We start from the raw sequence: 19,025 nt of genomic DNA, 5'->3' as shown, positions 1-19,025 counted from the left end.
TTAAACTGCCATGGCTATATCATTCAGTTCAGTTTCCTCACCATCAACAGTGCTTTGTATTGCAAAATAATTTCTGAAATCTGCTATTGCTTCTGATATCGGGATCAACACTAATAAATCGGGAAAATTTTCGATTAAATGCTGTTCCATTAGCTCCCAGAGTGATTCGAAATATTGATGTTCATTAATCAATGCCAGTAATGCGTCACTATCGAAATGGAGTTTAAAAGCCATTAAATTAATATCACGAATAACCTGCCTGTCTGCTTTGGCATTTTCCCACAATTGCCTTAATTCCTTTTTGAAGGAGAACTTAGTCATAACCGTTTCCAACGATTCTACCATTTGTTCTTCTCTTTTCAAACTCATATTTTCCCATTGCTGAAGCTGAACGGAAAACCCAAAATCTACTCTGCCCTGCAAGCGTGAAGAAGTATAAACGCGAACCTTTGGCGAATGACGCATAATGGCATCTACCCTTTTAAGTGCCTTTCTAAACTCTTCGTCTTCCAAAAAAGGAATAGCCGGAATTCTTCCAGCCCTTTCATAAATATCGCAGGTAACGGCCAGGCTCGGACCATAACATTGGAAGTGTCTTGGCCAGGGATTTTTCACACAAGGATCGATTTCTGCCTCCATCCTCGTTTTCAAAAACCGATAGGTTACATCTCTCAAGTGATGAATTTTTGATAAGTTGGGTGTATCGCTTGGAATAATTCGTCCTCCTACAACATCTACTCCTTGCTCCATTTCGGTCAGGATATGGTGTATCCAACAGCCGTCAACTTCACTATCGGCATCAGTTGATACGATGATGCCTTTATTTCCGGCAACTTGGTTCAAACGAGAAAATGCAGCATCCATCAGGAGCCGTCTGGCCGTACCAATATGAGCTACATCCTTATTCAATTCTAAACATTGAACATATAAGTTAAACTCTGGAAATTCCTGCTGATACCTTTTGCAAATCTCGAATGTTTCGTCACTGCAATTGTTAGCCAACACTAAAACCTCATAAAGCTGATGCGAAACAGGATTTCCAAAATCATCAAATTGTTTTCGAAGCGCATGAAGCGTAGAAGTAATAAACTGTGCTTCATTTTTTGCCGGAACAATTACAGATAATCGCAAAGACGGGTTTGGAGATTCGGGAAAGCAGAGTTCGGACTTTAGATGAAGTATGGAATCCATAAAGGGTGTAAATTCTTAGTGTCAGATTTACAACATGATGGAAACGATAAAGTTCTGCGTATTTCTATCCTGATTAATACGGTTCCCTACTCTAAATGATGATGATGCATCTATCAGCAATAACTAAGGAACAATGATATAAAATAAATAGGAAGCAAAGATTACTAAAAGCACTACACCCTGCTGTGCATTGGTTTTACCAGTAGCCAACGAAAACATAATGGTAATCATGGCCAGCAAAAGCAGAACCGTCGAACTCATGTCGATACCGAGGGTAATGGGCATGCCGAATACAATAGAAACGGTAGCTACTGCCGGAATGGTCAATCCAATACTTGCCAAAGCAGATCCCAAAGCGAGGTTTAAACTGGTTTGCAAACGATCAGATTTTACTGCCCGATAAGCAGCCATTCCTTCTGGCAAAAGCACAATTGCCGCAATAATTACACCGACAACAGATTGAGGAGCGCCTAAACTAATCACCATCACTTCTATATCTTTCGATAGATATTTAGCCAGCAACACAACGGCGACCAGACTTATCACCAGTAAAACCATACTGCTACCTGCGGTGATCCCATTGGGCGCTTCCACATGCTCGTCTTCCGAGCTGGTATTTTTGGGTAAAAAATAATCCCGATGTCTCACGGTTTGCATAAAAATAAAACCACCGTATAAAACCAGTGAAACAATGGAAACAAACACCAGCTGACTTACCGTATATTCTCCTACTGCCCCACTAATGGTATAATTTGGGAGAATTAAAGTGAGTACTAAAATAGCCGCCAGCGTAATTAAAGCGGCATTTACACCCTGTAATTTATAAAGCTGTTCTTTGAATTTGATTCCTCCCCGTAATAAGCAGATGCCCACGATAGCGGTAAGGATAATCATTACGGCGGCAAAAACGGTATCTCTCGCTAAAGAGCGGGTTTGTTCGCCACCGGCAAGCATTAAAGAAACAATTAAGCCAACCTCAATGGTAGTAATGGCCAGGGCAAGTATGATGGTACCAAAGGGCTCGCCAACTTTATGGGCGATTACTTCTGCATGATGAACTGATGCTAGAACACTACCTATTAACAATGCGGCCAAAGCAACTTTTAGATAGACACTTGAATCGTTACCGCTGAATAAATATACGATGACACTAATTATTGGGAGCGCAATTGTCCATTTGGGTAGGTCGATTTTCTTCATAAGTAATTTTGGTATCAACAAATAAGACCTTCTATGGTTTGAGTAAAAATTATCATTAACCTTAAATCAGGCTGCCCCAACTCTTCAATGAACAACGCTAATCTGAATCTGCAAATGGCTAAAAGCTAAATATACGATGACACTAATTATTGGGAGCGCAATTGTCCATTTGGGTAGGTCGATTTTCTTCATAAGTAATTTTGGTATCAACAAATAAGACCTTTTATGGTTTGAGTAAAAATTATCATTAACCTTAAATCAGGCTGCCCCAACTCTTCAATGAACAACGCTAATCTGAATCTGCAAATGGCTAAAAGCGTCCTATACTCCAACCAAGAATGAATTACGTTTTCATTTATAAAACCTTTTTCAATTAGTCGGTGTCATTAATATAAAATCCATTGCAATGAAATTTAAGAAATTCAGTGTACCAAAATTTATTTAAAAACATAAACATCTACCTAAAATATATCACATGAAAAACGAATTAATAACAAGGCGCCAGGCGGTAACGGGCCTTGGCGTTGGCTTAGCCGGACTGGCCGTTTCGCCAGTTTTCGGTGCCGACGGAGTGGCTTTAACAGGCACTGCAGCAGCTGCACTTCAAGACCCGACAACAAAGTATCCACGTCCGCCTTTTAAACCGCAACAGCAACCTTTTCCAGGTTTAGCCAGCAAAATGGATCCAAGACCAGATCATGGCGAGGAATCGTACAAAGGTTCAGGACGTTTAGCTGGAAGAAAAGCACTCATTACCGGTGGCGATTCGGGGATGGGTAGAGCAGCAGCCATTGCCTTTGCCCGTGAAGGTGCGGATGTAGTGATTAATTATTTGCCCGCAGAAGAAGAAGATGCTAAAGAGGTAATTGCGTTGATCACTAAAGCTGGCAGAAAAGGATTTGCCATTCCTGGGGATTTAAGAGAAGAGTCTTTCTGTAAAAAGTTAGTGGATGACAGTGTAAAACGCTTAGGCGGACTAGACATTGTAGTAAGCAACGCAGCCCGTCAACAAACAAAACCATCAATCCTTGATATTAGTACCGAAGATTTTGATGCTACAATGAAGACAAATATCTATGGTCCTTTTTGGCTGCTTAAAGCTTCAATTCCACATCTTAAACCCGGATCAAGCATTATAGTTACTACTTCCGAACAGGCAAATGATCCATCACCAGAATTATTTGACTATGCTCAAACCAAAGCAGCCAACACCAGTACGGTACGTTCATTAGCAAAATTTTTAACTCCAAAAGGCGTGCGGGTAAATGGTGTAGCACCCGGACCAATATGGACACCATTACAGGTTGGAGGCGGCGCCACCAACGAAAAATTAAAGGAATTTGGAAAAGCAACCCCAATGGGCAGACCTGGGCAACCAGCGGAGCTTGCTTCAATTTATGTTCAGCTAGCTGATAATAGCGCAAGTTACTCGACTGGCCAAATTTACGGCGCTATGGGTGGCGGCGGGCAACCTTAAAGCCAGTTAAACTTTTCAAGTTTCGAACCTCTTCTTGCAACCGTTATATTTCAGGTTGTAAGAAGAGGTTTTTTTGAGCTGTTATAAACCTAAACCCGAAAGAATAAAACCTGACTTCATTCCGTTATGGCGTGATGTTATTCCATTATATTGCTTGCTTATTATCAGCATTTCGCATCACCGCTAATTTCTTCACAGGGTGAGGCATCAACATTACTTTAGCCTTAAGAGTACTGAACATTTTTTATCGGAAGTAAAACCATAATCCAACACTGCTGTTTAAACTTCATTGGTGTTGTCTAATCAACGCTATATCAACTGTTTTAACCTGAAAACAGCAACATGAAAAATAACAAAACAAAGCTAACCCCCGAAGAGCACCGACTTTTTGGCGACCTCATGCCCGAAGAGTTAGAAGATGTACTTCACTCCGGATTTAACCGCCGTCACTTTGTAAAACTAATGGGCCTGGCCACAGCTGGTTTGTTAGCGAGCTATGCGCTAGGAGCCGAACAACTTTTTGCCAGGGCTGTAGAAATGGAAGATATTCCTGACTTGATACCCGAAGCAATTGAAAATGGCGTTACGGTAAATTTCAAAGTTAATTCAACTGCCCGCAATGTACTTGTCGATTCGCGAATGACCTTGCTGGATACACTTCGGGAAAGAATAGGTTTAACCGGCTCAAAAAAAGGCTGCGATCATGGGCAGTGTGGTGCATGTACGGTAATTGTAGATGGCCAACGCGTTCTGTCATGCCTCACTCTAGCTGCAACCTGCCAGGGAAAATCCGTAATTACCATTGAAGGCCTTGCAAAAGATAACGAACTTAACCCAATGCAAGCGGCCTTTCTTAAACACGATGGTTTTCAATGTGGCTTTTGTACACCAGGACAAATTTGCTCTGCAGTAGCATTGATGAAAGAAGCTAAAGAAGGACAGGCAAGCTTTGCAACGAAGAAAATAAGTACTGATCCAAAATCTATTATACTCTCCGACGAAGAAATTGCAGAGCGAATGTCTGGCAATATTTGCCGATGTGGTGCTTATCCAAACATTGTTGCCGCAATAAAGGAAGCACAAACAGGCAAGAATGTTCCGCAAAACTGGCTATTTACCGATTAACCCGACGCAGTTATGAAACCATTTAAATTTAGTGCAGTAAATAACCCAGCTGAGGCAATTACCTTAATCAACAAAAATACAGATGCTGCCTTTTTGGGTGGAGGAACCAATCTGCTCGATTTAATGAAAGAGCATGTTGCCCTCCCAAATGAACTTATTGATATTGGAAACCTCTCGCTAAAAGAAATTAAAGCAACCGCTTCAGGCATTTCTTTGGGTGCTTTAGCCAAAAATACCGAAACAGCAAACCATCCGCTTATTCGTAAAAACTTTCCCATGCTCAGTATGGCGATACTTGCTGGTGCTTCTGCCCAAATTAGAAATATGGCTACTAATGGAGGGAATTTATTGCAAAGAACCCGCTGCAGCTATTTTTACGATATCACTATGCGTTGTAACAAGAGGAATCCAGGAAGCGGCTGTGCTGCGCTTGAAGGATTTAACAGGATGCATGCCATTTTTGGCTGGACTCGAGATTGTGTAGCAGTCTATCCCTCAGATATGGCCATTGCCCTTTCCGCTTTAAACGCTAATGTTGAAGTGATAAGCAGTGAAAGGGAACGCACTATTCCTTTTCAAGATTTTCATATCCTTCCAGGGGCTCACCCCGAGAAAGATAATAGCCTCCAACATGGTGAACTGATTACAGCTATTGAAGTGCCCAAAAATGATTTTGCAGAACACTCTGCTTACATTAAAATACGTGATCGAAATTCATATGCTTTTGCTTTGGTTTCCGTTGCTGCAGGTTTAACGTTAAACGGAAATACCATTCAAACAGCAAGTATTGCAATGGGTGGCGTAGCACATAAACCCTGGAGAGCACTAAATGCGGAAGCATATTTAAAAGACAAAGCTGCAACTGCCGCCAACTTTGCAAAAGCTGCCGAAGCTGAAATGGCATTGGCACAGCCTTTAGCACACAACAAGTTTAAAATAGAAATGGGTAAAAAAGCTTTGATCAATGCGCTGGAAACAGCTTTCAAAGGAAATATTTAATTGTAGAATATGGAAGACAGCAACAAATCCATTGGCAAAGGGATAAACCGCATCGACGGGATTTTGAAAATTACAGGTAAAGCCACGTATGCCACAGATTATCCCGCAAAGAATATGGCCTACGCGGTATTGTTTAAAAGCACCATTGCTGCAGGTAAAATAAAAAGTATCGGGAGTACAGAAGCGCAGAAATATCCTGGTGTGATCAAAATAATTACCCATGAGAATATTCTGCCATTAAATACCAAAGGAGGTTTGCGGGGTGGGGCGCTGTTGCAAGGCCCAGAAATTACTTTTCATGGCCAGCACATTGTAATAGTGGTAGCCGAAACTTTTGAACAGGCTACTGCAGCTGCTCATTTAATTACAGTAGAATACAATCAGAAAGAAGAAAAAATCGACTTTGACAAACTCGCCAAAACACCTGAAATGCCTAAGGGAAAGGAATTGGCCGATTTAGTACGGGGGGCAGGAAAATCAGCACTTGCAGATGCAGAAGTCAAAATAGAGGCAAGCTACGAAACGCCTATTGAACACCACCATCCAATGGAGCCACACGCTACGGTGGCAGTATGGGAAGGCGACCAAGTAACGTTATACAATGGATCGCAAATCATAAACGGTGCCCAAACCGCTGCGGCAGCTACATTAAATATCAAACCAGAACAGGTCAGAATCATTTCTCCATTTATTGGTGGCGGCTTTGGTTCGAAAGGTGGACAGTGGGCAAACTTAGTGCTGACGGCAGTAGCCGCTAAAATGGTTGGCCGGCCAGTAAAATTGGCGCTTACCAGACAACAAATGTTCAATTCTGTAGGTTTACGCCAAAGAAACATACAACAACTAAGCATAGGCGCAACCAAAGAAGGCAAGCTGCTAACGCTCGCACACGAAACAATTTCGCACACTGCGGTAGATAGTGAATATATCGAGCCCTGCGGAGATTGTACAAAAGTGATGTATGAAGTTCCGAACAGCTTAATCAGTTACCGCGTGGTTCCCATGAACCTCATCTTGCCCACTTATACCCGTGGCCCGGGAAAATCGACAGGAAGTTTTGCGCTCGAATCGGCGATGGACGAATTAGCGTACACGTTAAAGATGGATCCAATTGATTTGAGAATAAAAAATGAACCCGCAAAAGACCCTTCCAACGGCAAACCCTGGTCATCCAGAACAACCGTAAAATGCTTACAAGAAGGCGCAAAAGCCTTTGGATGGGCGAAAAGAAAACCTGAACCAGGCACAAATAAAATTGGCGATGATTTGATCGGTTATGGCGTAGCCTGCGGCACCTACCCGGCCAGGCAAAGGGATAGCTCAGCCGTAATCAAACTCAGTTTAAAAAATAAATTAGTGTATGCAACTATAGAAATTGCCGCCTCAGATTTAGGAACCGGAACCAACACCATATTGGCACAAACCGCCGCCGATGGATTGGGTTTGCCGGTAAAGCAAATCACTGTGAAACTTGGTGATTCTGATTTGCCACCCGCAGCAGGCTCAGTAGGTTCAGTAGGAGCATCGAGTTTTGCAAACGCTGTTAACGATGCCTGCATCAAAATTACCGATGAGTTATTGGCGAAATCGGGTAAACAGTTTTTCGTAAGACCGACAGCAGCAGCGCTCATGATTTCAGAAAATATAGCCGATTTCCAAACCCGGTCAGACTCTAAAGCACCAGCCGAAGCAGAGAAATATTCTGCCCATAGCTTTAATGCCAACTTCGCCGAGGTAAGGGTTAATAGCGTGACCGGGATGGTGAAGGTTACGCGTTTCTTAGCTGTTACAGGTGCTGGAAAAATTCTGAACCCTAAAACTGCCCGATCGCAGATTATTGGGGGTATTGTTTGGGGCATTGGTATGGCATTAACCGAAGAATCCATTATCGATCCACGATATGGAAATTTTGCAACCCGTTCTTTTGCAGATTACCACGTGCCCACCAACCTCGATATTGGTGATCTCGACGCTATGTTTATCAATGAAAAGGATTTCGTTCCAAATAAAATGGGTGTAAAAGGAATTGGCGAAGTGGGGATTGTAGGAGTAGCCGCCGCAGTAGCAAATGCTGTTTTCAATGCCACTGGCAAAAGGATTCGTTCACTTCCGATTACTCCAGATAAATTGCTTTAGAAAATCTTTTTCTGAGGAATTTATCTGGTACTGCTCAAAGTATCGAAAGACCATTTGCAAGGATATAATTGTTAAAGAAACTTAAAAAGCTCAAACTTATCCGCGTTTTTGAATGTTAGCAAATGAGTACCTACCACTAACAATTCAGCATGATGCGAAGCGAAACGCAAAACCTCAACCATTTAAAGCAAGGCGACTGTACGGTAAACCTGACCGTAAACGGTGAACAAAAAATTCTTCAGGTGCAACCTTGGGTAAGCCTTTTAGATGGTTTACGAGAGCATTTAAATTTAACAGGAACCAAAAAAGGATGTGATCATGGCCAATGCGGGGCATGTACAATTATATGCGATGATAAGCGAATCTTAAGCTGCCTCACTCTCGCTGTAATGAAAAACGGCTCCGAAATCACTACTGTGGAAGGCATCGCCCATGGCGACGATTTGCATCCAATACAACAAGCATTTATCGATCATGATGCTTTTCAATGTGGTTACTGTACTCCCGGCCAACTTTGCAGTGCTATTGGACTGATTAAAGAAGGAAAAGCTAAAACCAGAGAGGAAGTAAAAGAGCTGATGAGTGGAAATCTCTGTCGCTGTGGCGCTAACATTGGCATCATCGATGCCATTATGGAGGTAAAAGCAGGAGGCGGTCATGAATAACTTCGAATACAAGCAAGCAGAAGATATTGCTACAGCCATTAACCTCATCAGTGAACAAGATAACACGAAGTACTTAGCTGGTGGCACCAATTTACTAGATCTTTGGAAATACAACATCACCAACCCAAGCGGACTGATAGACATCAACCGCATTCATGGTCTCGCAGAGATTGAAGAACTGCCGAATGGAGGAGTTAGACTTGGCGCCAATTTCAAAAATGCCGATACCGCCTATCATCCCATTATTGAGAACAGGTATCCCCTACTCTCTAAAGCCATTCTTGCCGGCGCATCTGCTCAAATTAGAAACATGGCAAGTAATGGTGGCAACTTATTGCAACGCACCCGATGTTACTATTTTTACGATCCTGATGTGCCTTGTAACAAAAGAAATCCCGGTTCCGGCTGCCCTGCCAGAGACGGATACAACAGAATTCATGCAATATTAGGAACGAGTGATCATTGTATTGCGGTTTTCCCATCGGATATGTGCGTAGCGCTCGCCGCCTTAAATGCGCTGGTTAATGTAGAAGGACCCGAAGGAAAAAGAACCATTGCCTTTGCAGATTTCCATCGCCTGCCAGGTGATCGGCCAGATTTGGATAATAACCTCCAACCTGGCGAACTTATTACATCAATAGATCTCCCTGATAAAAGTTTCGCTCAAAACTATTCTTACCTCAAACTTCGCGACAGACATTCTTATGCCTTTGCCCTCGTTTCAGTTGCTACTGCATTAGAATTGGATGGAGAAATGATAAAAGACGCAAGAATCGCACTTGGTGGTGTAGCGCATAAACCCTGGCGTTCAACAGAAGCAGAAAATTTTCTGATGGATAAAAGTGCAAATGAATCAAATTTTGCCGCCGCGGCTGATATTATTTTACGAGATGCAAAAGGTTATGGCCATAACGACTTTAAAATCGCCCTCGCTAAAAAAGCGATTATTCGCAATGGCCTCATGGCTTTAAACCCTCAATCGCAGCTTCCAGGAGCAAAACCATCTGCTTAAACTACAAATGAACAAAAATGGATTTTAACAAAAATGTTGGTCAGCCCGTTAGCCGTTTAGAAGGAAAACTAAAAGTGACGGGCCAGGCAAAGTATGCCGCAGAATATGAAGCAGATAATTTGCTTCATGGTTACGTAGTGAGCAGCCCGATAACCAAAGGGAAGATTATCAATATCGATATTGCTCAAGCAATGGCTATCCCCGGTGTAGTGGATGTGCTTTCACATAAAAACCGTACAAAACTGGCGTGGTTCGATTTACAATATACCGATATGGATGCGCCGCCAGGAACTGTTTTTAAGCCACTTGCCGATGAAAATATTCTTTACAACGGACAACCTATTGCCTTGGTAGTGGCCGAGAGCTACGAAACGGCTAGATACGCCTCTACGCAAGTTATTTTTGAGTATGAGCAGGAAACTTTCCAAACCGATCTGGAAAGCAATATTCCAAATGGCCGTTCTGCAAAAAAAGGATTTGCCACAGCTTTGAAACCGCCTCCACCCCCACCAACAGGCGATTTCCAGACTGCTTTTGAACAGGCACCTGTAAAAGTTGCCGCAACTTTCCAGCATGGTACAGAGCACCACAACCCGATCGAACTGTTTGCTACAACAACGATATACGAAGGAAAAGGGAAATTAACGATTTACGATAAAACACAAGGGACGATTAATAACCAGCTCTATGTGGCCAACATTTTCGGTTTACACTATAAAGACGTAAGGGTATTGGCTCCGTTCGTTGGTGGTGGTTTTGGTTCTGGCCTCCGTCCGCAATATCAGCTTTTCCTTTGTGTGATGGCCGCTCTTCACCTGAAAAGAAATGTGCGTGTGGTATTAGAGCGTAAACAAATGTTCTTTTTTAGCCATCGCCCCCCGGTGAAACAAAACCTGCGCTTCGCCAGTGATGTAGATGGTAACGTTACCGCCCTGGGCCATAGCGTTTTTTCTGAAACTTCCAATTTTGAAGACTATACAGAAGCGATTGCCAACTGGAGCCATAAACTTTACCCTGCTCCAAATACGCTTTTCGATCATAAAGTGGTTCCCCTTGATGTGTATACGCCGCTTGACATGCGGGCACCGGGTGGAAGCACAGGCATGCATGCGATCGAATGCACTATGGACGAACTGGCACACAAGCTTAAAATTGATCCCTTAGAATTTCGCCTGATTAATTATTCGGAGATCGATCCATCGAGCAACAAACCTTACACCAGCAAAGCCCTTCGCGATTGCTATCTTCAGGCCGCAGATAAATTTGGATGGAGCAACCGAAATCCTGAACCCCGGTCTACGAAGCGTGGAAATAAATGGGTAGGTTACGGGATGGCTACAGGAATTTGGGATGCCTTTCAGTTTCCTGCACGGGTGGAAGCCATGATTACCAAAGAGGGAAGAATGGTACTAAACAACGCCACAACCGATATTGGTACAGGTACACTAACAGTGATGACTCAAATTGCAGCCGATGAGCTTGGTCTTTCATTGGAAGAAGTAGATTTCAACTATGGCGACAGCAAAAAGCCATTCTCGATGTTTCAGGGTGGTTCGTCCATTACCTCATCTACAGGTGTAGCCATTGTGGTAGCGGCAAAAGCACTGCGTAAAAAATTATTGAAAAAAGCGGCAAAAATGCCAGATTCTCCCTTTAAAAATTCGGAAGATGGGGAGGTATTTTTCAGCGCAGGAAATATGCATTTAAAAAATCAGCCCAATGTGTTCGTGTCCCTAAAAGACATTATTGCCTTTAACAATGGCAAACCCATTAAAACCACCAATATGGGCAAACCGCACATGTTAAAACTTCGGAAATACAGTTTGGCTACCCATAGCGCTTCTTTTGTCGAGGTAGAGGTAGATCAGGATCTTGGCACCGTAATGGTCACCAGAGCAGTAACCGCGGTAGCCGCCGGAAAGATAATTAACCCAAAAACTGCTGCCAGTCAAATATCTGGATCAATGGTTTGGGGCATCAGTAAAGCACTGCACGAAGAGACCTTTATGGATCATAACCTCGGTAAGTATATGAACACCAATCTCGGCGAATACCATATTCCTGTACATGCCGATATTGGCCAGTTGGAGGTGATTTTCGTAGAAGAAAAAGATGAATTAATTAACGAAATTGGTACCAAGGGTGTGGGTGAGATTGGTCTGGTAGGAATGCCCGCAGCCATTTCGAATGCAATTTTTAATGCAACTGGCAAAAGAATCTATAAGTTACCCATTCACTTTGATGAATTGATGTAATGGATTTCACCTAAGAAACTGATTTCGATATCTTTTCAACCATTAAAAGCTTCTCCGAAAGGACGAAGCTTTTACTAGTTGCAGTAATTAATCTCGAACACACATTAGTCGCTGATATTTTCCGTTTGGTTAATTTTGATGCGTACAGGCCCTTTGATATGGTCCACATCAACAGGTACTCCTTTTTGTGTGATCACTACCTTACCTTCCCGATGCAAACCAATGGCCACCTCCCGCACCTTTCCCATCTCCTTCCGCCAATCATCACCAAAAAGCATCCGGGCAATTTCCGAAGGACAGGTACTTTTATCTGGTCCACGTTTATCCGCCTCAGCTAAAATGGTTTTCGATATTTCTGATAGCATCACCATAAATGGATAACAAATGTAGGAGGCTATTGCTTTAAAATGCCCAGAATATTTTTCGAACTGTAAATGGTTTAAGCTAATCTTCCCCTTATTAGAAGCTTTCAATTGAACAAAGTATTCTTGCTTTTTGATGCCTAGCAGCCATTTCCTAAACAATTTATATAAGCCACTGGTTGTAATGATATGACCGATAAAAAAAGAACTGTTGTCATTACCGGCGCATCAAGTGGTGCGGGAAGAGCTATTGCCCTTACTTTCGCGGCGAATGGCGATCAACTCATCCTAGCTTCGAGAAATATGGCTGCCTTACAAGAGCTTGCCGAAGAATGTCAAACTATTGGGGCGGAAGTTAAATGTATCCAAACCGATACCGCTCAATATCATGATGTGATTAATCTGGCAGCGGCAGCGGCCGATTTTGGAAATACGATTGACGTATGGATCAATAATGCAGGCGTGCTTGCTGTGGGCGAATTCGACAAAACACCCATGGAAGTAACCGAGCAGGTGATAAAAACAAACTTGTTAGGCTACATGAATGGCGCACATGCCATCCTCCCTTACTTCAAAAAACAAGGTTATGGCATCTTGATCAACAATATATCCATAGGTGGATTTTTACCGGTTCCTTATGGGGTGGGTTACTCTGCCAGTAAATTCGGCCTGCGTGGATTTAGCGCCGCACTCAAAGCGGAACTTTCTGCTTTCAAAAACATTCATATATGTGATGCCTTCCCTGCCTTTCTTGATACTCCAGGCATCCAGCACGCCGCAAACTATACAGGCAAACAGCTAAAACCCGCACCACCAGTATACGATCCTAACCGGATTGCTGCAGACATTTTAAAAATTTCACGCCACCCAAAGCCATCGACAATGATGGGCAGCACAGCCATCCTTTTGCGTTATGCCTACGCACTCGCCCCAAGCTTAACAAGGGGAATAGCTGGTTATGTTATATCAAGATATTTAAAAAATGCGGCTGAGCTTCCAGCTACTAATGGAAATATTTTCAATACGGTAAAATATGGCAACGCTGTACATGGCGGCTGGGGAATACCTGGTAAACCACGATCCCATCATAAATATCTCTCTCTAGGGATACTTGCCCTTACTGCTGGGCTTATGATACTGAATAAATCTAAACGTTAAACAATGCCTGTAATGTTATTTTTTGGCGATAGCTTAACTGCTGGATATGGCTTGAAAGATCCGCTGCATGAATCTTTGCCTGCACGGATCAGCGAGAAAATTGCCGCAGAAAACTGGAACTTTCAGGTCGTCAATGTCGGACTGAGTGGCGATACCTCCACCACTGGTTTAAACCGTATTGACGCCGTATTGAATCAGGAAATCGACATTTTTGTATTAGAGCTTGGTGCCAATGATTTGCTCAGAGGCCACCAAGCACATATCCTGAAAGCCAATATGCAGCAAATCCTAACTAAAGTAAATACTAAATATCCCAAAGCAGACATTTTAATTTTAGGTATGAGGCTTCCAGCATGGATTCCGGAGAACCGGGCGCCGGGTTACCGCACCATCTATCAGGAACTTGCACAGGAAAATAATTGCGAACTGGTCCCATTTTTATTGGAAGGCGTAGAAGGGAAAAAACACCTCAATATGTTTGACGGGGTTCATCCCCTGGCAGCAGGTTATCAAATCATAGCCGATAACATTTGGCCAAAACTAAAATCAATGATCGCCAAACACAGTGCGGTTAAAACATTATAGTTTTATTTCAGATTTCTTCTGAGTTGCGGGTTTAAATCACACTTTGAATTAAGTGTTACTCCAAGTTTTACCGATGGATGCAACCAAGACTGATCTCCTCAAAAAATCCGATAAAACTTTTTTTTATTTCACCATGTTGAATTAATATCAACAATCGAGACATGGAAAACACAAAACTTTTCACACTAATTACCGGAGCCAGTAGCGGCATCGGTTTAGAATTGGCAAAACTATTTGCTCAGAATGGCCACAACTTGATTATCGTAGCAAGAGAGGAGGAAAAATTAGCCGAAGCCGAAAGCCTACTAAAACAAAATGGTATCGAAGTCTGCAGCATCAGTAAAGACCTTTTTCAGCCAGATGGAGCAACTGATCTATACGAAGAAATTAAACAAAAAGGATATGAGGTAGATGTATTGGTCAATGATGCCGGCCAGGGAGTTTATGGAAAGTTCATTGAGAATGATCTGCAACGCGAATTGGACATTGTACAGCTCAACATTTCATCGCTGGTTACCCTTACCAAATATTATGCAAAAGACATGGTTGCTCGTGGAACTGGCAAAATCCTGAACGTAGCCTCCATTGCCAGTAAAGCGCCGGGGCCATATCAAGCGGTTTATCACGGTACAAAAGCTTTTGTGCACTCTTTTAGTGAATCCATAAGAAGAGAATTGAAAGATACCGGAGTAACTGTTACTTCACTGCTGCCTGGCCCAACTGATACAGATTTCTTCAACAAAGCTGACATGCTTGAATCCAAAATTGTGCAAGAAGGTAATCTAGATGATGCTGCAAAAGTAGCAAAAGATGGTTACGAAGCCCTGCTCGCTGGCCAGGATATGGTGGTTTCAGGTTTCAAAAACAAAATGACGGTAGCCATGGGTAACATCACTCCTGACAGTATGCAGGCAGCGCAAATGGAAAAAATGCAGGAACCTGTAGCGGAGAAGAATAAGGAGTAAATGTGGCAGGGCGACGTAAAGACGCTGAAGAAAGAGAGGGTTTAGGCGGTTTATTTGATGCGAAAGTGCATTATATTGATAAACGGGTAATATTCTATAAAATCAGAATAATAAATAATGCATCTTTTTAATGTATTATTCACAATAGGAAACGCTGCATGTGCTGATATTATAATTTTGTGTAGCATCAAGCATCATCTCCACAATACCGTCAAAATTTCGATCAAATGGACTTAAGCCACCTATCCCAATTCCTAATCTTCATGCAATAGAAGGTCTCACTTGGTCATAGTCTAGCTTTTCCCCTTCAATCTCACTAGTTTTGACTACATCCTTGGTTAATGTTTGCAACACGGCTTAATTTTGCAGATCGAAACCTAACTGTTCCATTTCACCCAATAACTTACCTTACTTAAGGTGTACTTCGCTAAGCAACAGTGCTAAAGTCGACGTATCCCAAGTAAAGTTAGGCCACTGATTAAGCTATTCTCCGCATAAAACAATTTATTCTCCGCATAATTTGCGGAGAATATTAAATTAATCTCAGCAAAATGATTTAACTAGAGAATAAGAAGAAATAAACATAGGCTTGAAAAGGAAGGCAGTAATTTAAATGGTTACTTTCCGATACAAAACTTCGTAAAAATATTCTCCAGCAAATCGTCCGTAGTAACCGTACCCGTAATTTCTCCTAAATAATGTAAAGCCTGTTTAATATCCATGGCTAAGAAGTCAGAGGTAACAGGATTATCTACATTATTTAGCACACGTTGCAAAGCATTTTCGGTTTGTTTTAAAGCTTCTACATGGCGGATATTAGTCACTAAAGTTTCACTCGTGTTGATATGATGAAGATTAACCTGTTCCAGCAAAGTATCTTTCAACTCTTCTATCCCTTGCTTCTCTTTAGCTGAAAGGAAAACGACATTCATATTTCCATAGGCTTTTCGCTGACCGTCGGTGATTAAATCAGCCTTATTAACCAGGACCAGGTAGGGAATCTCCAATTGGGTAAGTCCCCTCACCTGCTCTTCAATTTCAGCGATGCTTTGGGCAACATCGGCCATATAAATAATCAGCTTGGCCTGCTTCATTTTCTCTAGCGTCCTTTCTACTCCCAAAGCCTCAATAATGTCGGCTGTATCCCGGATGCCGGCAGTATCAATAAAGCGGAAAACAATGCCACCTATTGTCAGTTCATCTTCAATAGTATCTCGGGTAGTACCCGCAATGTCCGAAACAATGGCCCGCTCTTCATTCAATAAGGCATTCAAAAGGGTCGATTTGCCCACATTTGGCTTACCGGCAATAACAATTGGAACACCATTTTTGATTACATTCCCCATCTCGAAAGAAGAAATCAAACGCCTTAAAACATGGTTAATTTTATTGACCAATGTGGTGAGCTGTTCCCGGTTGGCAAATTCTACATCCTCTTCAGCAAAATCCAGCTCAAGCTCAATCATCGAAGCAAAATGAATCAATTGTTCCCGCAAGGCTTTCAACTCATTGGCAAAACCTCCACGCATCTGTTGCATGGCTACATCATGAGAAGCTTTCGAGTTCGAGGCAATCAAATCGGCTACGGCCTCTGCCTGACTGAGATCAAAAGCCCCGTTTAAAAAGGCCCGCAAAGTGAATTCGCCAGGCTTAGCTGCTCTTGCACCTTTGGCAATCAACAGGTTGATAATTTGCTGGATAATATAATTGGAACCATGGCAGGATATTTCCACCACATTTTCTTTCGTATAGGATTTCGGCGCAACAAATAACCCAGCTACCACCTCATCAACAATATGATCCCCATCCTTAATTAAACCAAAATGCAAAGTGTGAGAAGCCTGTTCCGCTAGGTTTTTACCAGCAAAAACAGCATTAGTAAGGTTAATTGCATCCGGTCCTGATAAGCGGATCACGCCAATGGCGCCCGATCCTGATGGGGTAGATAAAGCAATAATGGTATCTTGATTGTTCATGTTTCCTTTTCGAACCGCAAAAATAAGGCTATTTAGACAGGATAAAGTGGGTAAAGGGTAATTTTTTCGCTTTTCTCCTGCGCTTTCGTTCAACCAACCTATTGCATTCTTCAGAAGACATTAAACAGATCCAGGTTTGCAACACCAGATTAAAAGTATAAATAAACTGCCTGCATTAAAAATGTGATTGATCTTCACATCACATTTTTTTTAATTAAGAAGCATTTATTTTTAGCCCTTTCGTTAAATTTGAAGATGAAAAACATTGGTGATGCACCGGATGAGGCGCAAAAATTCCCCGAAAACTTCAATCCAAATGGGGACGACCTCACCTCACTGCTGCTCCTGAATGCGCTTCCGCAACAGGTTTGGACAGCAAACGCCGAGGGTATCATCAATTATGTAAATGATACCATTTGTCGCGATTTTGGTCATGCACAATCCACCATCATCGAAAGCGGTTGGGAATCATTTTTACATCCCGAAGATCTTCCCGAAAGCTTACACATCTGGCACGAAGCGCTCAACACAGAAAAAGAATACACCACAGAGTTCCGTTTGTTATTTGCCGATGGCCATTATTATTGGCATCTGGCCAGGGCCGTACTGGTAAAACGCGAAGGTAAACCCAACATTTGGGTGGGTACGAACACCAATATACAAGACCATAAAAACATCGAATTCCGTAAGGATGAATTTATTTCCATTGCTAGCCACGAACTCAAAACGCCGCTTACTTCCATAAAAGGTTATAACCAGATGTTGCTTCGCAAAGTGGAAGACGAAGCCATTAAACCCTATCTTTTGCGTACCGAAGGCCAGCTGAGCAGGCTCGAAAAATTGATTAAAGATCTGCTGGATGTGAGTAAAATCAATGCAGGAAAAATGCTCTTGAACATCGAAAGTTTCAATTTTTCGCTCATGTTGCAAGAGGCCATCGCCGCCATGCAGCAACTTTCGCCAAACCACGAGATTATTCTGGATAATCAGCTCGAGCTTCAATTTGAGGGCGATCATTACCGCTTAGAACAAGTGGTGCAGAATTTCCTTTCCAACGCAGTAAAATATTCGCCTCATGCAGATCGCGTGCTGGTTACCACAGCCTTAAAAGACGGAAATGTAATCGTTTCCGTAACCGATTTCGGGATAGGCATCGAAACAGCGCATCTGGGAAAATTATTCGATCGCTATTATCGGGCCGACAATTCTTCTGCCCGTTTCGATGGTTTGGGTTTAGGCCTTTTTATTTCTGCAGAGATCATCAAACGCCATGGTGGAAGTTTTTGGATAGAAAGCGAGCTAGGAAAAGGTTCCGTTTTCTCCTTTAAATTACCTTTAGACCCTGGCCGCCCCATTGTACCGGAAATCAAAACTACAAATCATTATAAAGACCGATACTTGACCATCTCCTGCCCCGAAAATGATGACATCATGTACGTCGAATGGGTGGGCCATCAAGACATGCGTTCCGTTAAACATGGAGGCGCATTAATGATTGAATATTTAAAAGCGAATCCCCGTTCAAAAGTATTTAACGACAATCGCCTGGTTTTAGGAACCTGGTCTGAAGCATCTGATTGGGCCGCAGAAACCTGGTTGCCATTAATGGAACTTGCAGGCTTAAAATTCTTCGCCTGGATCTTCTCTGCCAGTGTCTTTAGCCAATTATCAGCACAAAAAAGTGTAGATAATGAAGAAAAAACTTCAGAAATTTCATTCTTCCATTCTGCAGATGAAGCAATGCTTTGGTTGAAAAAATGTAAGTCAGTTTAGAAAGTTTGCTATAGACTAACCTTTATTTCTAAAAAAAGCACAGAGAAACTGATCATGATAATCAGCATTCGCTATGCTTTTAATCTTTATTTATAAGAGTGCTTAGTTTCTTTTAGGATATAGCTAATATCACATACAATTCTGCT

The 19,025-nt window shown here is 42.3% G+C and carries 16 protein-coding genes; 11 read left to right on the top strand and 5 right to left on the bottom strand.

The features are described from left to right. A complete protein-coding gene (locus ACZZZC_RS10640) occupies window positions 1-1,191 on the bottom strand; it encodes a glycosyltransferase family 2 protein (protein ID WP_463487150.1) in 1,191 nt (396 codons plus the stop codon). A gap of 123 nt (window positions 1,192-1,314) precedes the next feature. Then, complete coding sequence (locus ACZZZC_RS10635) at window positions 1,315-2,391, bottom strand: calcium:cation antiporter (RefSeq protein ID WP_463487149.1); 1,077 nt, start codon at window positions 2,389-2,391, stop codon at window positions 1,315-1,317. 475 nt (window positions 2,392-2,866) lie between these two features. Here ACZZZC_RS10635 and ACZZZC_RS10630 point away from each other — a divergent pair, with 475 nt between their 5' ends. The 7 genes from ACZZZC_RS10630 to ACZZZC_RS10600 all read left to right on the top strand — a co-directional run bounded on the left by ACZZZC_RS10630 (window position 2,867) and on the right by ACZZZC_RS10600 (window position 12,060). Continuing rightward, entirely contained in the window at window positions 2,867-3,868 is a 1,002-nt protein-coding gene (locus ACZZZC_RS10630) for an SDR family oxidoreductase (protein WP_463487148.1), read from the top strand. A gap of 342 nt (window positions 3,869-4,210) precedes the next feature. Beyond that, window positions 4,211-4,993 carry a (2Fe-2S)-binding protein gene (locus ACZZZC_RS10625; protein WP_463485921.1) on the top strand — a complete coding sequence of 261 codons (783 nt, stop codon included), beginning with the start codon at window positions 4,211-4,213 and terminating at the stop codon, window positions 4,991-4,993. Between the two features lie 12 nt (window positions 4,994-5,005). Continuing rightward, window positions 5,006-5,992 (top strand): FAD binding domain-containing protein, encoded by a 987-nt coding sequence (locus ACZZZC_RS10620; RefSeq protein WP_463487147.1) that lies wholly within the window; start codon window positions 5,006-5,008, stop codon window positions 5,990-5,992. Window positions 5,993-6,001: 9 nt separating this feature from the next. Beyond that, window positions 6,002-8,128: a xanthine dehydrogenase family protein molybdopterin-binding subunit gene (locus ACZZZC_RS10615; RefSeq protein ID WP_463487146.1), complete on the top strand. Its 2,127-nt coding sequence runs from the start codon at window positions 6,002-6,004 to the stop codon at window positions 8,126-8,128. Window positions 8,129-8,277: 149 nt separating this feature from the next. After that, window positions 8,278-8,793 carry a (2Fe-2S)-binding protein gene (locus ACZZZC_RS10610; protein ID WP_463487145.1) on the top strand — a complete coding sequence of 172 codons (516 nt, stop codon included), beginning with the start codon at window positions 8,278-8,280 and terminating at the stop codon, window positions 8,791-8,793. Then, complete coding sequence (locus ACZZZC_RS10605; protein ID WP_463487144.1) at window positions 8,786-9,805, top strand: FAD binding domain-containing protein; 1,020 nt, start codon at window positions 8,786-8,788, stop codon at window positions 9,803-9,805. Before ACZZZC_RS10610 ends, ACZZZC_RS10605 begins: the two co-directional genes overlap by 8 nt. A 17-nt stretch (window positions 9,806-9,822) precedes the next feature. After that, window positions 9,823-12,060: a xanthine dehydrogenase family protein molybdopterin-binding subunit gene (locus ACZZZC_RS10600; RefSeq protein ID WP_463487143.1), complete on the top strand. Its 2,238-nt coding sequence runs from the start codon at window positions 9,823-9,825 to the stop codon at window positions 12,058-12,060. 104 nt (window positions 12,061-12,164) lie between these two features. Here ACZZZC_RS10600 and ACZZZC_RS10595 read toward each other — a convergent pair whose 3' ends face one another. Then, complete coding sequence (locus ACZZZC_RS10595; protein WP_463487142.1) at window positions 12,165-12,533, bottom strand: DUF3253 domain-containing protein; 369 nt, start codon at window positions 12,531-12,533, stop codon at window positions 12,165-12,167. A 78-nt stretch (window positions 12,534-12,611) separates the two neighbouring features. On the opposite strand from ACZZZC_RS10595, the gene ACZZZC_RS10590 reads away from it, so the two are divergent. From ACZZZC_RS10590 to ACZZZC_RS10580, 3 genes are all read left to right on the top strand, one after another. Continuing rightward, window positions 12,612-13,580, top strand: a complete 969-nt coding sequence (locus ACZZZC_RS10590) for an SDR family oxidoreductase (RefSeq protein ID WP_463487141.1) — start codon at window positions 12,612-12,614, stop codon at window positions 13,578-13,580. A gap of 3 nt (window positions 13,581-13,583) precedes the next feature. After that, window positions 13,584-14,165 carry an arylesterase gene (locus ACZZZC_RS10585; protein WP_463487140.1) on the top strand — a complete coding sequence of 194 codons (582 nt, stop codon included), beginning with the start codon at window positions 13,584-13,586 and terminating at the stop codon, window positions 14,163-14,165. A gap of 161 nt (window positions 14,166-14,326) precedes the next feature. Beyond that, entirely contained in the window at window positions 14,327-15,130 is an 804-nt protein-coding gene (locus tag ACZZZC_RS10580) for an SDR family NAD(P)-dependent oxidoreductase (RefSeq protein ID WP_463487139.1), read from the top strand. A 261-nt stretch (window positions 15,131-15,391) separates the two neighbouring features. Here ACZZZC_RS10580 and ACZZZC_RS10575 read toward each other — a convergent pair whose 3' ends face one another. Together ACZZZC_RS10575 and mnmE are read right to left on the bottom strand one after the other, a co-directional pair. After that, complete coding sequence (locus tag ACZZZC_RS10575; protein WP_463487138.1) at window positions 15,392-15,484, bottom strand: DUF4172 domain-containing protein; 93 nt, start codon at window positions 15,482-15,484, stop codon at window positions 15,392-15,394. A 263-nt stretch (window positions 15,485-15,747) separates the two neighbouring features. Further along, window positions 15,748-17,106, bottom strand: a complete 1,359-nt coding sequence (gene mnmE / locus ACZZZC_RS10570) for a tRNA uridine-5-carboxymethylaminomethyl(34) synthesis GTPase MnmE (protein WP_463487137.1) — start codon at window positions 17,104-17,106, stop codon at window positions 15,748-15,750. Between the two features lie 255 nt (window positions 17,107-17,361). Here mnmE and ACZZZC_RS10565 point away from each other — a divergent pair, with 255 nt between their 5' ends. Next, the gene (locus tag ACZZZC_RS10565) at window positions 17,362-18,879 is read left to right on the top strand and encodes an ATP-binding protein (protein WP_463487136.1); all 1,518 of its coding nucleotides are present in this window, start codon (window positions 17,362-17,364) and stop codon (window positions 18,877-18,879) included. Window positions 18,880-19,025 lie beyond the last annotated feature (146 nt).

This window comes from Pedobacter sp. AC212 (assembly GCF_979258625.1).
Note: the sequence above shows the minus strand (reverse complement) of the source record. Positions and strands in the feature narration are given on the sequence as shown.